Source organism: Microbacterium sp. HD4P20, assembly GCF_019449275.2.
Classification (GTDB): Bacteria; Actinomycetota; Actinomycetes; order Actinomycetales; family Microbacteriaceae; genus Microbacterium.
Map to the genome: position 1 here is coordinate 15,421 of NZ_JAHZQZ020000020.1, position 18,388 is coordinate 33,808.

An 18,388-nucleotide genomic window follows, 5' to 3' on the forward strand; every position below is an offset into this window, starting at 1 on the left:
AGGAGAACTGAGAACTAGTGCTCGAATCAACAACTTTCGATCAGCTTCGCATCGGCCTGGCTACCGCTGACGACATCCGTCGCTGGTCGTACGGTGAGGTCAAGAAGCCTGAGACCATCAACTACCGCACCCTCAAGCCCGAGAAGGACGGCCTCTTCGGAGAGCAGATCTTCGGGCCCTCCCGCGACTGGGAGTGCGCGTGCGGCAAGTACAAGCGCGTCCGCTTCAAGGGCATCGTGTGCGAGCGCTGCGGCGTGGAGGTCACCAAGTCCTCCGTCCGCCGTGAGCGCATGGGCCACATCGAGCTCGCCGCGCCGGTCACCCACATCTGGTACTTCAAGGGCGTGCCCTCGCGCCTCGGGTACCTGCTCGACATGGCGCCGAAGGACCTCGAGAAGGTCATCTACTTCGCGGCGTACATGGTGATCTCGGTCGACGAGGACGCGCGCCACCGCGACCTCGCGACGCAGGAGAACAACATCCGCCTCGAGCTGAAGACGCTCGCGGACCGCCGCGACGCGCGTGTCGCCGCTCGCCTCCAGAAGCTGGAGGAGGAGCTCGCCGCGCTCGAGGAGGAGGGTGCCAAGGCCGACCAGAAGAAGAAGGTCAAGGACGCCGCCGAGAAGGAGATGGCCCAGATCCGCAAGAACGCGGACGACCAGATCATTCGCCTGGAGAAGGTGTGGGAGGACTTCCGCACGCTCGAGGTCGGTCAGCTCAAGGGTGAAGACGAGATCTTCCACGAGCTGCAGGACCGCTTCGGTCAGTACTTCGAGGCCCACATGGGCGCCGAGTCGATCAAGCGCCGCCTGGAGGCCTTCGACCTGGCCGCCGAGTCGGAGAGCCTGCACCTGCAGATCTCCGAGGGCAAGGGTCAGCGCAAGATCCGTGCGATCAAGCGCCTGAAGGTCGTCAACTCGTTCCTGCAGACCGGCATGAGCCCGGCCTCGATGGTGCTCGACGTCGTCCCGGTGATCCCGCCGGAGCTGCGCCCGATGGTGCAGCTGGACGGTGGCCGCTTCGCGACCTCCGACCTGAACGACCTCTACCGTCGCGTGATCAACCGCAACAACCGCCTCCGTCGCCTGATCGACCTCGGTGCTCCCGAGATCATCGTCAACAACGAGAAGCGGATGCTGCAGGAGGCCGTCGACGCGCTGTTCGACAACGGCCGCCGTGGCCGTCCCGTCACGGGCACCGGCAACCGCGCGCTGAAGTCGCTGAGCGACATGCTCAAGGGCAAGCAGGGCCGGTTCCGCCAGAACCTGCTCGGCAAGCGTGTGGACTACTCGGGCCGTTCGGTCATCATCGTCGGTCCGCAGCTGAAGCTGCACCAGTGCGGTCTGCCCAAGCAGATGGCGCTGGAGCTGTTCAAGCCGTTCGTGATCAAGCGCCTGATCGACCTCGGTCACTCGCAGAACATCAAGGCCGCCAAGCGCGCCGTCGAGCGCACGCGTCCCGAGGTGTGGGACGTGCTCGAGGAGATCATCCGCGAGCGCCCCGTGCTGCTCAACCGTGCGCCCACGCTGCACCGTCTGGGCATCCAGGCGTTCGAGCCGCAGCTCGTGGAGGGCAAGGCCATCCAGCTGCACCCGCTCGTCTGCGCCGCCTTCAACGCGGACTTCGACGGCGACCAGATGGCCGTGCACCTGCCGCTGTCGGTCGAGGCTCAGGCCGAGGCCCGCATCCTGATGCTCGCCTCGAACAACATCCTGAAGCCGTCCGACGGCCGCCCGGTGACCCTGCCCTCGCAGGACATGATCATCGGCCTGCACCACCTGACCACGGTCAAGGCGGGCGCAGCCGGTGAGGGTCGTGTGTTCGGCTCGGTCGGCGAGGCGATCCTGGCCAAGGACGAGGGCACCCTCGACCTGCAGGCCAAGGTCCGCATCCGCGTCCCCGGCCTGACGTTCCTCGAGGGCGAAGCCCCCGATGGCTACGAGCGCCACGGTCTCGTGGACGCCTCGCTCGGCCAGGCGATCTTCAACGACACGCTGCCCAAGGGCTACCCGTTCGTGCGTGAGCAGGCAGACAAGGGCAAGCTGTCGCAGATCGTGAACAAGCTGGCCGAGGAGTACCCGAAGGTGGAGGTCGCGGCGTCGCTGGACCGCATCAAGGACGCCGGCTTCTACTGGGCCACCCGTTCGGGTGTCACGGTGGCGCTGAGCGACATTCTCACGCCCCCCAACAAGGGCGAGATCGTCGCGGGCTACGAGAAGAAGGCCGCGAAGGCGCAGGACCAGTTCGAGAAGGGTCTCACCACCGACGCCGAGCGTCGTCAGGAGCTCATCAAGATCTGGACCGAGGCGACCGACGAGGTCCAGAAGGCCATGCGCGACAACTTCCCGGAAGACAACACCATCAACCGGATGGTGTCGTCGGGTGCTCGTGGTAACTGGCTGCAGATCCGCAACATCGCGGGTATGCGAGGCCTGGTGAACAACCCCAAGGGTGAGATCATCCCGCGTCCGATCATCTCCTCGTACCGCGAGGGACTGTCGGTGGCGGAGTACTTCATCGCGACGCACGGTGCGCGTAAGGGTCTGGCAGACACGGCTCTGCGTACGGCCGACTCGGGCTACCTGACCCGTCGTCTCGTGGACGTCTCGCAGGATGTCATCATCCGCGAGGAGGACTGCGGCACGACCAAGGGCCTGGAGTTCACCATCGCCGCCCCGGGCGCCGACGGTGAGCTCGTGCGCGACGCGAACGTCGAGAACTCGGTGTTCGCCCGCACGCTGGCTGCCGACGTGACGGCGCCGAGCGGCGACGTGCTCGCGGCCGCCGGAGACGACGTGGGCGACGTGCTCATCGACAAGCTCGTCGGCGCGGGTGTCGAGTCGATCAAGGTGCGCTCGGTGCTCACGTGCGAGTCGGCCGTCGGCGTGTGCGCGAAGTGCTACGGCCGTTCGCTGGCCACCGGCAAGATCGTCGACATCGGCGAGGCCGTGGGCATCATCGCGGCGCAGTCGATCGGTGAGCCCGGCACGCAGCTGACGATGCGTACCTTCCACACCGGTGGTTCGGCGTCGGCGGATGACATCACGCAGGGTCTTCCCCGCGTGCAGGAGCTGTTCGAGGCCCGCACCCCCAAGGGTGCCTCGCCGATCGCTGAGGCCGATGGCCGCATCACGATCGACGAGACCGAGAAGAGCAAGAAGGTCATCCTCACGCCCGACAACGGCGACGAGCCGCACGTCTACCCGGTGCTCAAGCGCGCGACGCTGCTGGTCGAGGACGGCCAGCGTGTCACGGTCGGCCAGCCGCTTCAGGTCGGAACGCTCGACCCCAAGGAGGTCATGCGCGTGCAGGGTGCCCGCGAGGTGCAGAAGTACCTCGTGAACGGCGTCCAGGGCGTTTACCGCTCGCAGGGCGTGCCGATCCACGACAAGCACATCGAGGTCATCGTCCGTCAGATGCTGCGCAAGGTCACCGTGGTCGACCATGGCGAGACCACGCTGCTGCCGGGTGAGCTGGTGGACTTCAAGCGCTACCAGAACATGAACCGCGCGGCCGTGGCCGAGGGCAAGCGCCCCGCGTCGGGTCGTCCGGAGCTGATGGGTATCACGAAGGCGTCGCTCGCGACGGAGTCGTGGCTGTCGGCCGCGTCGTTCCAGGAGACGACGCGCGTCCTCACCCAGGCGGCGATGGAGGGCAAGAGCGACCCGCTCGTCGGCCTGAAGGAGAACGTCATCATCGGAAAGCTCATCCCCGCCGGAACCGGACTTGCGAAGTACCGCAACGTCACGGTCGAGGCGACGGAGGAGGCAAAGAGCGAGCGGTACCCCAACCGCATCTTCGCCTCGGACGGCGCCTACTCGGACGCCGACCTGAGCTACGTCGACTTCGACAGCTTCTCCACCGACGGTTTCACAACCGACTACAACTGAGTCGCGAGCGCTGCGAGCGTAGCGAGATCTCAGGTTAAAGCGAACGGCCCCGGCATCACGCCGGGGCCGTTCGTCGTTGCCGGATGAGGCCGAGTCGTCAGGGCCGGTCGTCGGCCGAACCGGACGAGCCGCCCCCGACGTTCTCTTTCACGTGGCCGGCGGCGGCCTGCGCCTCTTCTTTCACCTCGGTCGCGGCGTCCTCGGCGCTCGCCTTCACCTGCTCCACGGCATCCCGTGCGGGCTGCTCGAGCTGGGACGCCAGTTCCTTGGCGCCTTCGGCGGCGCTGTCGACCAGCGGCTGTGCGGCATCGCGCAGCGATCGGGCGATGCGCCGCTCGGCATCGGTGGGCGGGGCCATCGAGGCGGCGAGCCAGCCGAGGCCGAGCGCGACCAGGCCGACGGCCAACGGCGCTCCCTGCACCTTTCGGGCCGCTGTCTGGGGAAGCTCGCCGATGCCGTGCGCCGCCGAGTCCGTGGCCGACGTCACCGAATCGCCGACATCCTCGGCCATTCCCATGACGCGCGTCTTGACGCCGTCGATCGCTCGCCGCAGGCGGGTCTTCTGCCGCTCCATCACCTTGCCGGGCGTGACCTTGTCGGCCAGCGCGTCGACGTCGCGGCCGAGCTCGTCGCGCGTCACCTCGATCTCGGCGCGGAGTTGTTCGGTGTTGCTCATGATCGGTTCTCCTCGTTCCTCTTCAGTGCTTCTGGGATCTCTTTGACGGTCTCGACGGTGCGGGGTGCCCCTCGCACGGCCTTCAGGCGGCTCATGCCGACGCTGTAGAGGACGCCCGCGACGACTCCCCACACCAGCGCGACGATGATCCCCGACCCCCCGCCGCCGACCAGCGTCGCCAAGGCCCACCACAGCGCGATCGACAGGAAGAGCAGCGTCATGGATGCCGCATAGCCCGCGCCGCCGAGCAGGCCCGCGCCCGCGCCCGCCTTCTTCGCGGAATCCTCCAGCTCGGCCTTCGCGAGCTCCAGCTCCTTGCGCATCAGCTCCGACAGGTCGCGCGATACCTCGCCGACGAGCTCGCCGACGGACGTGGTCGCCGCCTTCTGCTGCGACGGTGTCGGCATATCGCTCATCGCTGTGCTCCGTCTCTCGGCGCCCACTCGTCCTGGGCGCTCGCGTCGGCCGGAAGCACGTCCGGACGGCTCATCCCACGCCGCAGCGTCCCAGCGTCGTTGGCCTCGCCTTCGGGGGAGGCGCCGCCCAGTGCGCCCTCGCCGCGCTGCCCGCCGATGCCCGCGCCGGCCGCGCCGGTCCCGCCGGACGCGCTGACTCCGCCGGACGCGCCGGTCCCGCCGGACGCGCCGACTCCGCCGACCGCCCCGGCTCCGCCGGCGGTCACGGGTGTGGCGCGAGGTTCTCTCGATGCGCCGCTCTGCCCACCCGCGCTCGAGTCGGCCGCGCCGCCGGAACCGTCACCGTTCGAGACCAGGGCGCGCGTCAGCCGTCCCGCGACCAGCCCGACGCCCAGAGCCGCTACGAGGAACACACCCGTGTGGCGTCGCGCGAATCCGCGCACCTCTCGCACCAGATCGCCCGGTTCGCGCTGCTCCAGCCAGGACGCGGCCCGCTTCGTGTGGTCGCCGAGTCCGCGCACCACGCCGGTCGCCATGCCGCTCGCGCCAGACGACTGCGCCATCTCGGAGAACTCATCGCCCGTCGCACGCAACGCTTCCGCCGCCCGCTGCTGCTGGCTCGAGGCCTGCTCCGACAGCTGCGTGCGCGTCTCCTCGAAGAACCCGCGGGCGGCGTCCTTGGCATCCCGCGCGACCTTCCCCGCTTCATCTCCCGCGACATCCGCGACATGCATCGCGGCGGCATCCGCCTCGGCGACCGCCTCGACCGTGCGCTCGCGGGCGCCGCCCTGCTCGCCTGCGGGGCCGGATCCCATCTCATGAGTCGTCATCTCACACTCCTTCTGCTCGGGACGACGCCGGGGCCGATCACGGGGTGCCTGATCGAGTGCGTCGTCCCGATACCGTCGCCGCTGCCCCCTCCCTGACCGAGGGGCTTCACTCCCGCGACCCGGGGGAGTAATATCCGCGTCCCCTGCCGACACCGGGCTCTCACTGCGCGCCGTGCCGGGCCATCCGTCGTCGCGCCTTACCGTTTAACCGGAGGTGGGAGCCCATGGCACGCATCGGCGGGCGCAACTCGTGGATCGCCGTGCCCGCGGGCGTGATCTGCGCGGTGGTCGTCGGCGCACTGGTGTGGCTGTCGCTGCCCATGGTGCCCGTGACGATGGCGTGGATCGGCGAGACGCTGCGGCGAGCCACGACGCCCGAGCCCGCGCCGACAGGGGAGCCGTCGCCCGCGATGCAGGCGGCCGAGGGCGGCCCGATCGACTGCCGCACGCTGTACCCCGACGACCTGTGGAACGAGCTGACGTGGCAGGGCGGCTCGCTGCTCGGTCAGACCGCGGCGCCGCCGGCGACCCAGGCGGCATCGCTCGTGGAGGCGGTGGCACCGGAGGTGCTGGTCACGTGCGATTGGAGCTTCGCGTCGGGCGGCGTGGTCACGACGCTGTCGCGCGTGCCGGCGGATGCGCGGCCGATCGCCGAGGCGGCGTTCGCCGGTCAGGGGTTCTCGTGCACGACCTCCGATGCCGCCCTGGTGTGCGTGCGGACCAGCGGCGGGGTGCTCGAAGAGCACACGCTGCGCGATGACCTGTGGCTGGCGAGCATCGAGTCGCCGTGGCATCCCGAGGAGTACGGCGCCCGCCTGGAGCGCCACGTCTTCGGCTGAACCGCGAAGCCCGCTACTCGAACAGGCTCGTCACGATGGATGCGGTGTATCCGCTCGGCGCGAGGTTCGAGAAGCTCGTGTCGATGAGAATGTCGTCGCGCCAGAACAGCGTGCGCCCGTCGGTGACCGGATACGTCTCGTTCTGCCACGTCTTCTCGCACCGCGTGCCGCCGTCGGGCGTGTAGCACGTGAACCCCTCGTCGTCGGCGAGCTGGTTGAGCAGGTCCAGTGCCGGCCCGCGCGAGAGGTACGTGATGGTCGTGATGAGGCCGGTGGTGTCGGTGGCGGGATCGCGCCAGACGCACACCAGGCTGCCGTCGGGCTGCGGACCCGTCGGCGCGAACGCCGGGTCGTTCAGCGGGGTGCCTTCCAGCTGGGCCAGCACGTCGTCGTCGACGAGCGCGAGGCAGTCCTCAGGGATGTCGGCCGATGCCGTGGCTGAAGGGGTCGGCGTCCCCCGGGGCGAGGATGTGGACGACGACGAGGAGGAGGGCGATGTGCTCGGCCGACCGGCGCCGCCGGACCCGCTGCCGCCCGCCTCGGGGGCGCACGCCGAGAGCAGAGCGGCGACGAAGACGGATGCCGCCGCCGCTGCGAGCCGTGATGCTCGGTGTGCCATGGCGCCAGCGTAGAGGCATCCCGTCGGCCCACCTCGTGCACCGCGCCGCAATCTCACGGCACGCCTGCGCCGTGAGCGGGGAAGCGGGGACTACTCTCGCACTGCGGGAAGCGTCCCCGCGGTGAGGAGTGCCTGCGATGAGTGACCCCAAGTCGTCCTACGGCGAGCCCGTCGAGGAGCCCGGCAACGTCGATGATGTCGTCGGTCGCGCCAACGAGGGCCTGGCCGAGGCAGAAGCCGCCCGTCGTGACGCGGCCGCGCGCGCCGCCGCATCCGAGGAGGCGGACGCTCCAGAGTCCGCCGATGCCACTGCCGCGCGGGCCGACGCCGCGGACACGTCCGAGGACGCGGGGCCGAGCGCCGCCGCATCCGCCCCCGCCGCTCCCGCTGAGGCCGAGCCCGACCCGTGGGAATCGGAGGAGGCGGCAGCCCTGGACTACCGCAGCACGCCGTCCGACACCGCGGTGTACTCGTCGGCCGACGACGATGCGCCGACCGTGGTCCACGCTCCGGTGGTGACTCCCAGCGAGCCGGTCGCCGAGACCGCCGTCGCGGGTCCCGCATACGCTCCGCAGCCCATCTTCGTCCAGGCGCCCGAGGCGCCGCGCCCCCGCGGCAACCGCGGCGCTGCCGGCGCGATCGGACTGCTCGCCGCGCTGGCCTTCGCCGTCCTCTACTTCGCCGCGTGGATGGGTTTCGGTGCCCTCGCGGGCGACGTCACCGGCGACAACGTCGGCACGACGGCCCTCGAGGCGCTCGGCACGTGGTCGCTGTGGGTTCCGGTGATCGTGTTCTTCCTCGCCTTCTGGCTGCTGGGCGCCATCATCAACCGCGGCCGCTGGGGCGCGTGGGTGGTGCTCGGGCTGCTGGTCGGCATCGCCGCGTACGGCGGCCACATCCTCGGTGCGCTGTTCCAGGCCCCGTTCTGGATGCTCACGGCCAGCGAGGGCGCGCAGCTGGTCGGGGCCGAACTGCTGGCCCCGCTGGCGATCGCGGCGTTCGTGATCGGGCGCGAGCTCACGATCTGGTTCGGTGCGTGGGTCGCCGCCCGCGGCAAGCGTGTCACCGAGCTCAACCTCGAGGCGCAGCGCGAGTACGAGCGCACGCTCGAGGCGGGCCCGCAGCTCGTTCGGCAGTAGATGTCCGAGGCGCCGCAGGCGGAGGGCGGTCCGGTCCGCCCGCTGACGGCGCTCGCCTTCGCCACGATCGGCTTCGTGGCGCTCGCGATCTTCGGCCTGGGCATGACGAGCCTCGCGACCGGCGAGGCCGTCATCGATACGCCGGGCCTCGGGCAGATCCCGGGTGCGACCGGATTCGTGCTGGCGACCCTCGCCTTCGCCGGTGGCCTCTGGGCCGCGATCGGACGGGCAGGACCGACGGATGCCACGGCCCCGCCCGGCGCGGCCCCGCGCCGGGCGGCACCGCCCCGCGCGGCACCGCCCGGCGCGGCACCGCCCGGGCCCACGGGCCCGGGCCGGTCCGGCCCTGACGGTGCACGGGGCGCCGTGCCGGGGCATCCGTCGTTCTGGGGCGCGGTGTGGACGGCGGCGGCGTGCTTCGTCGCGTACGTCGGGGGCGTGTGGATCGCCGCACTCGCGACCGGCACGGATCTCGCGGTGGCCACTGCCGTCTCGGGCCGCCTCGCGACGTCGTGGTTCGGCCTCGCCGTCGCGGCCGCGGCCTTCGTCTGTGCGTGGTCGGGCATCGCGCTCGTGCGCACCCGTGCCCGTCGCCCCCGCTGGCCCTGGGAAGACGCCTGACCCCGCCCCTCTGTCCCCGCCCCCTGTCCCCGCCCCCGCCCCGCCCCGCCCCGCCCGCCGAGCATGTGGGTTCTGCGCCGAGCATGTGGGTTCTGCGCCGAGCATGTGGGCATGCTCGGCGAGAAACCGACATGCTCGGTGAGAAACCGACATGCTCGGCGGAAGAGGAGCGAGGGAGGGAGGAGGGAGGGGAGAGGGGAGAGGGGAGGGGGAGTACCGTGGAGCCGTGGAGCGGTCGCTCGAGACACAAGTCAGCCAGGCGGTGGACGCCTGGCTCGCATGGCTGCCCCGCTGGGAGCCGGCGACGCACCGCGGGCGCGTGGCTCCGTGCCGCCGCTGCTTCGGGTCGCCCGTGCTGTCGGCGGCCGGCCTCGGCGCCGACGTGCCGCACGGTGTGCAGCACGGCCTGTCGACCCGTGTCAAGACGATCGTCGACCGCGCGGTGGCCGAATACACGGCACTGAACCTGCCGATGCTGCAGGCCGAGCTCGACCAGCAGGCGGCGCGCAATCGCGCCCGCAGCTACCGGCCGGCCGAGGGCCTGGACCCCGAGTTCGAGGGCTTGCCGCTGGACCCTGATCCGCTGCCCGGTGCGCCGTTCCTGTTCACGATCGCAGGGATGGCGGAAGAAGCGGCTGTCGGCATCCCTGACCTTCCGCCGCTGACCGAAGAGGCCAAAGCCGCGCTGCGTCAGGAGGTGGGCCTGGCCGACGACTACGCCAACATGGTCGGGCGCGAAGTGTGCACGATCCTGCTGCACCACCGGCTGCGCATCCAGGCTGCCGTCACCGAGTTCGTCGAACCGCAGATCGAGGCGATGCTCGCCGAGCTCACGCGGTCGCTCGACGCGCCGTTCGACCCGAACGATCCGCACCAGCCCTGAGCCGCGGCATCCGTCGCCCTTCGTTGTCTTCCCGCCGGCGAGTTCACCGCGGTCGGCTGCTCAGCTCCTGCCACCGTGCGAAAACACCGGCGGGTGACGACGACACGCCGGTGACGGATGCCAGAGCCAGGCGTGTCGAGTGACGGACTGGTGTTTTCGCATCAGGAGCGGAGGGGCAGGATACTCCACAGACCGGGGTGCGCGGGGCGCTCTCGCAGGTGGCTTTGTTAGCATTGCCGGGTTTGCTGCCGCTTCTCGGCAGGAGTCGTCCTTGGCATAGGCCCACGGGCCCATCGTCGGCAGCTGGAGGTGAGGTGGCCACACGGCTTCCTTCGGCGCCTCCGATCCTGCCCGGACTCGCCTACATCCGCCCGCTGGGGTCAGGCGGCTTCGCCGATGTCTTCTTGTACGAGCAGGACATGCCGCGTCGCAACGTCGCGGTCAAGGTCATGCCCAGCGATGTGCGCGACCCTGAGCTGCGGCGCATGTTCAACGCCGAGGCCGACGTCCTCGCGCACCTGTCGGCGCATCCCTCGATCGTGACGGTCTACCAGGCGAGCATCTCGGCGGACGGCCGCCCGTACATCGTGATGGAGTACTGCCCCGGTTCGCTCGCGCAGCGCTATCGCGTCGAGCGCATCCCGGTCCACGAGGTGCTCGCGATCGGCGTCCGCATGGCGAGTGCGCTGGAGTCCGCGCACCGCGCCGGCCTTGTGCATCGCGACGTCAAGCCGAGCAACATCCTCATCACCACCTTCGGCACGCCCGTGCTCGCCGACTTCGGCATCTCTTCTTCGCTGCTGCGCCGCACCGCGGACGAGGTGCTGGCGATGTCGATCCCGTGGAGCGCGCCCGAGGTCGTCGCCGAGCAGACGGCGGGCACCGTGAGCAGCGAGGTGTGGAGCCTCGGGGCAACCGTGTACTCGCTCCTGGCCGGGCACAGTCCCTTCGAGCGGCGCGAGCGCGGCCAGAACACCAAGGAGCTGCTGCGGCGGCGCATCGCGCGCGCGGGCTACGTCGAGATTCCCCGAGCCGATGTGCCGGCGTCGCTGCAGCGGGTGCTGGCCACGGCCATGAGCCGCGATGGGGCGAACCGGCAGCCGTCCGCCCGTGCCTTCGGTGAGGCGCTGCGCGAGGTGCAGGCCGAGCTCGGCCAGCACCCGACGCCGCTCGAGGTTCCCGATGCGGACTGGTCCGCGGCATCCGCCCCCGTCGATTTCGGGGACTCGGCCCTGCGCGGACCGGCGCGCTCGCGTGTGGAGCGCGACACCACCCGCAAGACACGTTCGGGCACCGGCGTCGCGGCCCTGGCCCGTGATGAGGACACCGACATCTCGGCTCCCGCGCCGCGACGCCACAGTGCGCTGCCCTGGGTCGCGGGCATCGGCGCGGGCCTCGTGCTCGGCGCCGTCGCCGTGGTGGCGACGCTGTACGCCGTGGGCGTGCTGTGATGCGGCGCCGGAGCGTCGCGGGGCTGGTCGCGGCGGGCGCTGCCGCCGCCGTCGTGATCGGGGCGAGCGTGGTGTGGCCCGGGCTCGACGCGCAAGAGACGCCTGAGGTCGACACGTCGGTGTGGGCGCTGCAGACCGGAGAGGGGCGCCGCTATGCGCGCGTGAACACCTCGATCGGCGAGCTCGACACCGTGCGCAGCATCAGCAATCCCGACCAGGTGGTGCAGACGGGCGAGGCGGCGTACCTGTTCAGCGACAGCTACAGCAAGGTGACGCGCATCGACGAGGCGCAGCCGACCGACCTCGACGAAGAGGCGCTGCAGGCCTCGACCTCGACTCCGGCCGGCACCACCGACGTGGTCACGGCGGGGGACTACGTCGCGTATCTGACCGACTCGGGTGCCGTCTTCGCCGGGCTCCTCTCGGCGGGCGCGACGGCCCAGCTCGACCCCTTCCCGTCCGACGACGAAGACGCGCCCCAGTACGCCGCCGACGCCGTCGCGGTCGATGAACGGGGCGTGCTGTTCAGCTATTCACGCGCCGACGGCTCGGTGCTGCGCTGGGACATCGCCGAGTCGACCGTGCGCGGCCGCGATCCGCTGGATGCCGACGGGATCACCGAGCCCGCGATCACCGCCGCCGGTGACACGTGGGCGGTCGTCGACACCGAGGACGGCGACGTCTGGCTGCGCGGGACGGATGCCGCAGCCTCCGCTCCGACCACCGGCACGGTCGTCGTCGGGGCACCGGACGCGACCGGGTCGGACATGTACCTCGCGGACGAGACCTCGCTCGTGCGCGTGCCCGCCGACGGCTCGGACATGGATGTCGAGGTGGGCACCGGCACCGGGGCCGTGCTCGGCACGCCGGCCCAGCCGATGCCTCACGACGGCGAGGTCTACGCCGCCTGGCTGCCGCAGGGCGAGACGGGCGGGACGCTGTGGCGCACCGGCGGCGAGACGATCGCGCTCGACTACGGGGCGGAGTCGATGCCCGACGAACGGCGGCCGATCTTCGTCGCCACCGGCTCGGCGATGATCCTCAACGAGACGCGCTCGGGGTGGGCGTGGTCGGTGCCGGGCGGCGAGCTCATCGCGTCGAGCCAGGACTGGTCGCTCGATGACCGCACCGACCCTGCCGCCGTTCCCAGCCAGGAGCAGCTGCAGGTCGTGCTCGACCCCAAGCCTCCGATCGCCGAGCCCGACGCGTTCGGCGTGCGGGCGGGAAGCCTGGCATCGCTGCCGGTGCTGATGAACGACCACGATCCCAACGAGGACGTCCTCGCGATCGACCCGCGCTCGGTCACGGGGCTGGATCCCGGATTCGGCACCGTGACGGTCACCGATGACGGTCAGCGGTTCGCGGTGCGCGTGCAGCCCGGGGCCACCGGGTCGGCGACGTTCTCGTATGCGGTCACCGACGGCACGACCCAGGACGGGCTGACCTCCGAGCCCGCCACCGTGACGCTCTCGGTCGCGGCTTCTTCGGTCGACAGTGCGCCGGAGTGGTGCGGCGTCGACCGGTGCCTCGTGGAATGGCCCGAGCCCGAGGTGGCGCGCGGCGGCACTGTCACCGTTCCGGTCCTGCCGGGATGGGTCGACCCCGAGGGTGATCCGCTGCTGCTGTTGGGCGTGCAGAACGTGACCGGCGTGGGCAGCGTCGCGGGCACTCCGGGCGGCGACGTCGTCTATCAGCACAGTGACGCCGGGGACGGCGGCGAGCAGCAGATCGAGCTGGCCGTCACGGTCGCCGACACGCACGGCCAGACCGCGGTGAAGTCGCTCGTCGTGCGGGTGTCGCCGCAGCCGCAGCTGGTGGCGCAGTCGTTCGCGGTGCTCGACACGGTGGCCTCGAGCATGACCGTCGACGTGGCCGACCATGTGACCGGCACGGCCGGCACGCTGTCACTGGAGTCGGTGCGCGTGCTCGACGACGCCGCGGCGACGGCGACGGTGGTGGGCGGGTCGACCTCGTTCGATTTCACCGCGCAGGATGCCGGCACCTTCCGCGTCGACTTCACCGTGACGGATGGCGTGAGCAGCGCCACCGGCACCGCGCGCATCACGCTCCTGCCCGCCGACGCTCCGGCCCAGCTGGCGACCTCGCCCGTGGTGGCTTTCGTGCATCCCCAGCAGGATGCGACCCTCGACGTGTTCGAGGCGGTGTCGAACCCCACTCGTCGCGTGCTGCTGCTCAGCGACGTGGTGGCCACGGCCGCGGACGGCGCCACCCTGTCGGTCGACGCCGTCGGTCAGAATCACCTCCGCGTGTCGGGGACGACGCCCGACGGCGGCCCGGGACGTCTCGGCACGGTCTCGTACACCGTGAGCGATGGCACCGCCGACGAGGGCGCCCAGGTGCAGGGCGAGGCCACGGTGTATCTGCTGCCGCCCGCGCCGGAGCTGGCGCCCATCGCCGTCGACGACAGCGTCGTGGTGCGCGCCGGCGCCCAGATCGACATCCCCGTGCTCGACAACGACATCTCGCCCGCCGGTGGCCGGCCGACCCTCAATGCGGCGTCGGTGGTGTCGTCGACGGATGCCGCGCTCGCGTTCGCCGCCGGGGATGTGCTGCGCTACCTCGCCCCCAGTGAGCCGGGCGAGTACGGCATCGACTACTCGGTGTTCACGACGGGTGCGCCGACGCTCGCCGACACCGCGACGGTGCGCGTGCGCGTCATCGACGACGACGCGAACCGCGCCCCCACGGCCGATACCCTCCAGGGCCGCGCGCTGAGCGGGCAGTCTGCGCTGATCGATTTCGACGGCTTCGGGATGGATCCCGACGGTGACGTCGTGACGCTCGATCGCATCGTGCAGCAGCCCGAGCGCGGCGCCGCGACGATCTCGGCGGACGGCGCGTCGATCCTCTATTCGAGTGTGCCGGGCGACAAGGGCCAGGTCGCTTTCCGTTACCGCGTCGTGGACGCCTTCGGCGAGACGGCCGAGGGCACCGTCCGGGTGGGGGTGCTGGACGGCGAGGCCAACCCGAGCCCCGTCACCTTCACGGACTATGTGCAGGTGCAGGCCGGCGAGGGCAACTCGATCCGCGTCAGTCCGCTGTCGAACGATCTCGATCCGACACTGGGCGCACTGCAGGTGACCGACATCCGCCCCGACGTGCCGACGAACCTCGTCGACGGCAGCGAGAACCCCGAGTACGCGCGCCTGGACGAGCACATCCGCACGATCGACGACGCGACCGTCGTCATCGAGGCCGGCGCCGAGCCGGCGACGATGTCGTTCCTGTACGACGTCGAGTCCACCTCGGGCAACACCGGCCGCGGCCTCATCGTGGTGGAGGTGGTGCGCGAGAACGTGCCCGACTACCCCGTCGTGGCCGACACGATCCTGACGGTCGAGTCGCGTGACGAGTTCCCGCGCGGCGTCGATGTGCTCGATGACAAGGTCATGTGGTCCGGCGGCGAGGTCGCCGACCTCGAGGTGTCGCTGTGGGGCGAGCCGGAGGGGGTCTCGGTCGACGGCACCCGGCTGCGCGGCGAGCTTCCGGCCAAGACGCGCCTCATCCCGTTCGCGGTGACGGGCGAGACCGCGCAGGCCGGCGACGAGACGGAGACGGTGACCACGTACGGGTTCCTCAAGGTGCCCGGCGACGAGGACCTCGCATTGAGCCTTCGCGCCGGTGCGGCGCCGCCCGAGGTGGAGGAGACCGAGTCCACGACGTTCGACATGACCGATCTCGTCGCGCGGCCGCGCGGGAGCCGCATCGAGGTCGGGGCCGACGTGCGCGCGTCGGGCGCGCGCGCCGAGGCGGTGTGCGCGGTCGAGTCCGGAACGGTCGTGCGCTACGACGCCGGCGCCGGTGCGCCGTGGGTGGATGCCTGCCAGGTGCCGGTGCGCATCGCCGGCAAGGAGGACTGGACGCTGCTGTCGGTGCCGGTCACGGTGGAGCCCCGCGATCCGCAGCCCGAGCTGCGCCCGGGATCGATCACCGTCGGGCCCGGCGAGACGGCCACCTTCGATCTGCGCAACATGACGACGTGGCAGCTGCGCGAGGACTGGGAGGGCATCCGCTACGCCGTCGAACACGGCGGCGGATCGTTCGAGGTCACCCAGGAAGGCTCCGTCCTCACCGTCACCGGCGCCGATCGTGCCCTGCCCGGCTCGGAGGAGGCGGCACTCATCTCGGTCACGAGTCACCCGGCCGTCGCCCCGGCGCGCCTCATCCTGCGGGTGGGGGCCGCGCCGTCGACCCTCCCGCAGGGCGGCTCGGTCGTGAAGCAGTGCTCCCAGGCATCCGGCTCGTCGTGCAGCGTCTCGGTGATCGGCGCCGGCGGAGAGGTCAATCCGCTCCCGCGCACGCCGCTCGAAGTCGTCGACGTCCGCACGACCGGCGCGTGCGTCGGCGTCAGCTTCGCCGTCACGTCCGCCACGAACGTGACGGCATCGTGGACGGCGGATGCCCCGGGTGCGACCTGCACCGCGGCGTTCTCGGTGCGCGACGCGCAGGGCCGCATCACCAACTCCGAGCGCGACGGACGCGTACTGCTGGATCTGCAGGGCTTCCCGAAGGCGCCCTCGAGCCTCGCGCAGACCGGATACGCGGACGGCACCGTCTCGCTGCGGGTCGATCCCGGCGAGGCGCGCCTGGCGTATCCCGGTCTGAGCGGGTTCGTCGTCCGCACCGGCGGCCAGGAGGTCGCGCGCTGCTCGGCCGACGGCGTGTGCCCGGCCATCCCGGCGCCCAACGGCGAGCAGCGCGCGTACGAGGCGTGGGCGGTCAACGGCGTCGGCGAGTCGCGGGGCAGCGTGCGCACCGTCGCGTGGGCGTACGACACCCCGGGCACCCCGTCGCGCGTGGCGTGGTCGCCCGTCGTGACCGACGGCGACGGCGGGATCATCTCGCTCGCCATCGAGGGCGTCGACGCGTCCGAGACCGGCACGCTCGAGATCTCGAGCCCCGCGGGCGAGACGGTGCGCGTCTCGGTGGGGCGCAACGACGACAGCGTCGAGGTGCCACGCTTCCGCGTGGGATCGAACTCGAGAACGCCCGTGACGATCACGCCCTACTCGCGCTACTCCCTGCCGCCCGGACTCGGCGGGCGGCCATCGGGCGAGGCCGTCACCGTGGACGCCCACGGCGTGGGTGCGCCGCAGAACGTGACGCTGTCGCTGAGCTCGCAGTCCACCGGCGACGGGCTGGCGACGGTGAGCGCTGTGGCCACTGCGCAGCCCAACGGCACGGACTCGGAGCTGCGCTACCACATCGTCCGTCATGAAGACCGGCACCGCTGCGATCCTGTGAGCGGCGGGGCGACCGCGTCCTTTCCGGGGCTCGAGGACGGCGAGGAGTACGACTTCTTCGTGTGCGTCGAGTCCTGGTACGGCGATGACGTGTTCGGCGATGCCAGCGCCGAGGCGAGCGTCCGGGCGACACAGAGCGACGCGGCTCCCCGTGGCTACACCTTCGTCGTCGACCGCAGGCCCGTCATCGAGGGCCAGCAGGCGCGGTGGCGCATCGTCGCCGACCCAGCCTCGGACGAAGACCCGCCGCGCAGCAACGAGGTGCACTTCGAGGGCTGGAACCAGGGCACCAGCGTCTACGACCAGGATCCCGGCATCGACGTGTTCTACCGGCACCGGCTCTGGGGCAACGAGTCAGCCCGTGCGCGCGTGGTTCCCGCGGCCGGAAGTGCCCCGTACCAGGTGCAGGCGAGCTGGTCGATCCAGTCCTGCACGGCCGGCACGACGCTGCAGCGGGGCGAGGACTCGAGCAACGGCGACGGGATCTTCACGTGGTCGGACGCCGGCATCGTCTTCCGCGACGAGGGCGGCGCGGCGCTGACCTACACCGCCGGCTCGTGGCAGGTGCCGGCGAACGCGGTGAGCGTCGAAGGCGTCACCGTCAGCGTCGGCTGGAACGCCGCGTGGAACCTCGACGCCGCCTCGCAGACCCTGCGGACGGTGGAGTGCAACCCCGGCACCCCGCCCGACGAGGGCACCCCGCCCGGCCCCTGACCTTCGGTCGGCACCGCCGCACCGCATCCGACTGCCCCGCCCGCCAGAACAGCAAGGACGATCACGACATGACCATCACCCAGGATCAGGCCGACTGGTTCGCGCAGACGTTCGGGCAGATCGCTGACAACGTCGAGCGCGCCGTGCTGGGCAAGCGCCACGTCGTCGAGCTGGTCCTCACCGCGATGCTCAGCGACGGCCACGTCCTGCTCGAGGATGTGCCCGGCACCGGCAAGACCTCGCTCGCGCGGGCCATGGGGCAGTCCGTGCAGGGCTCGAACACCCGCATCCAGTTCACTCCCGACCTGCTCCCCAGCGACATCACCGGTCTGAGCGTGTACGACCAGAAGGAGGGCGTCTTCGAGTTCCACGCGGGCCCCATCTTCGCCAACATCGTGCTGGCCGACGAGATCAACCGCGCGAGCCCGAAGACCCAGTCGGCGTTGCTCGAGGTCATGGAGGAGGGACGCGTCACGATCGACGGCGTCTCGCGCCAGGTCGGCGTTCCCTTCCTCGTGCTGGCGACGCAGAACCCCGTGGAGCAGGCGGGCACGTACCGCCTTCCCGAGGCGCAGCTCGACCGCTTCATGATGCGCGCATCGCTCGGCTACCCCGACCACGCCGCGACCGTCCGCATCCTGGACGGCGCGGCGGTCGCGACGGCCGACCTCTCACCCATCATCACGCCGCAGGCGCTCGTGGGAATGGCCGACCTCGCCAGTCAGGTCTACGTCGACGCGCTGGTGCTGGACTACATCGCCCGGCTCGTGGACGCCACCCGCTCGGCCGACGAGGTGCGGCTGGGCGTCAGCATCCGCGGCGCCCTCGCACTGGCTCGAGCGACCCGCACCCGTGCGGCGGCGCAGGGTCGCACCTACGCGACTCCCGACGACGTCAAGGCCCTGACCGTGCCGGTGCTGTCGCACCGGCTGATCCTGCACCCCGAGGCGGAGTTCGACGGCGTCACGCAAGAGACCGTCGTCGGCCAGGTGCTGCTCGACGTCGCACCGCCCGCCCGCCGAGAAGCCGTCTGAACCGAAGCCGTC

The 18,388-nt window shown here is 71.0% G+C and carries 12 protein-coding genes; 8 read left to right on the forward strand and 4 right to left on the reverse strand.

Going from position 1 to position 18,388, the window contains the following annotated elements:
• Positions 1–17 precede the first annotated feature (17 nt).
• Positions 18–3,890, forward strand: coding sequence for a DNA-directed RNA polymerase subunit beta' (gene rpoC, locus K0817_RS15860; RefSeq protein ID WP_219982613.1), 3,873 nt, complete (start codon positions 18–20; stop codon positions 3,888–3,890).
• A gap of 97 nt (positions 3,891–3,987) precedes the next feature.
• Here rpoC and K0817_RS15865 read toward each other — a convergent pair whose 3' ends face one another.
• Genes K0817_RS15865 through K0817_RS15875 form a run of 3 tightly spaced genes read right to left on the reverse strand, consistent with a single transcriptional unit; the run spans position 3,988 to position 5,812 of the window.
• Entirely contained in the window at positions 3,988–4,566 is a 579-nt protein-coding gene (locus K0817_RS15865; protein WP_219982614.1) for a DUF3618 domain-containing protein, read from the reverse strand.
• Positions 4,563–4,982, reverse strand: a complete 420-nt coding sequence (locus tag K0817_RS15870) for a phage holin family protein (RefSeq protein ID WP_219982615.1) — start codon at positions 4,980–4,982, stop codon at positions 4,563–4,565. Before K0817_RS15870 ends, K0817_RS15865 begins: the two co-directional genes overlap by 4 nt.
• Positions 4,979–5,812, reverse strand: coding sequence for a hypothetical protein (locus tag K0817_RS15875; RefSeq protein ID WP_219982616.1), 834 nt, complete (start codon positions 5,810–5,812; stop codon positions 4,979–4,981). The genes K0817_RS15870 and K0817_RS15875 overlap by 4 nt, the downstream gene beginning before the upstream one ends.
• Positions 5,813–6,036: 224 nt before the next feature.
• Here K0817_RS15875 and K0817_RS15880 point away from each other — a divergent pair, with 224 nt between their 5' ends.
• Positions 6,037–6,651 carry a hypothetical protein gene (locus tag K0817_RS15880; RefSeq protein WP_219982617.1) on the forward strand — a complete coding sequence of 205 codons (615 nt, stop codon included), beginning with the start codon at positions 6,037–6,039 and terminating at the stop codon, positions 6,649–6,651.
• A 13-nt stretch (positions 6,652–6,664) separates the two neighbouring features.
• Here K0817_RS15880 and K0817_RS15885 read toward each other — a convergent pair whose 3' ends face one another.
• Positions 6,665–7,270, reverse strand: coding sequence for a hypothetical protein (locus K0817_RS15885; protein ID WP_219982618.1), 606 nt, complete (start codon positions 7,268–7,270; stop codon positions 6,665–6,667).
• Positions 7,271–7,407: 137 nt separating this feature from the next.
• On the opposite strand from K0817_RS15885, the gene K0817_RS15890 reads away from it, so the two are divergent.
• The 6 genes from K0817_RS15890 (at position 7,408) to K0817_RS15915 (ending at position 18,376) form a co-directional block, all read left to right on the forward strand.
• Positions 7,408–8,409: an ABC transporter gene (locus K0817_RS15890; RefSeq protein ID WP_219982619.1), complete on the forward strand. Its 1,002-nt coding sequence runs from the start codon at positions 7,408–7,410 to the stop codon at positions 8,407–8,409.
• Entirely contained in the window at positions 8,410–9,030 is a 621-nt protein-coding gene (locus tag K0817_RS15895; RefSeq protein WP_219982620.1) for a hypothetical protein, read from the forward strand.
• Between the two features lie 226 nt (positions 9,031–9,256).
• Positions 9,257–9,913, forward strand: a complete 657-nt coding sequence (locus K0817_RS15900; protein WP_219982621.1) for a spermidine/putrescine ABC transporter substrate-binding protein — start codon at positions 9,257–9,259, stop codon at positions 9,911–9,913.
• A 314-nt stretch (positions 9,914–10,227) separates the two neighbouring features.
• On the forward strand, positions 10,228–11,364 hold the full coding sequence (locus K0817_RS15905; protein WP_219982622.1) for a serine/threonine-protein kinase: 1,137 nt from the start codon (positions 10,228–10,230) through the stop codon (positions 11,362–11,364).
• Positions 11,364–17,342, forward strand: coding sequence for an Ig-like domain-containing protein (locus K0817_RS15910; protein ID WP_219982623.1), 5,979 nt, complete (start codon positions 11,364–11,366; stop codon positions 17,340–17,342). The genes K0817_RS15905 and K0817_RS15910 overlap by 1 nt, the downstream gene beginning before the upstream one ends.
• Before the next feature lie 68 nt (positions 17,343–17,410).
• Positions 17,411–18,376, forward strand: coding sequence for a MoxR family ATPase (locus K0817_RS15915; RefSeq protein WP_219982624.1), 966 nt, complete (start codon positions 17,411–17,413; stop codon positions 18,374–18,376).
• The last annotated feature ends 12 nt before the right edge of the window (positions 18,377–18,388 follow it).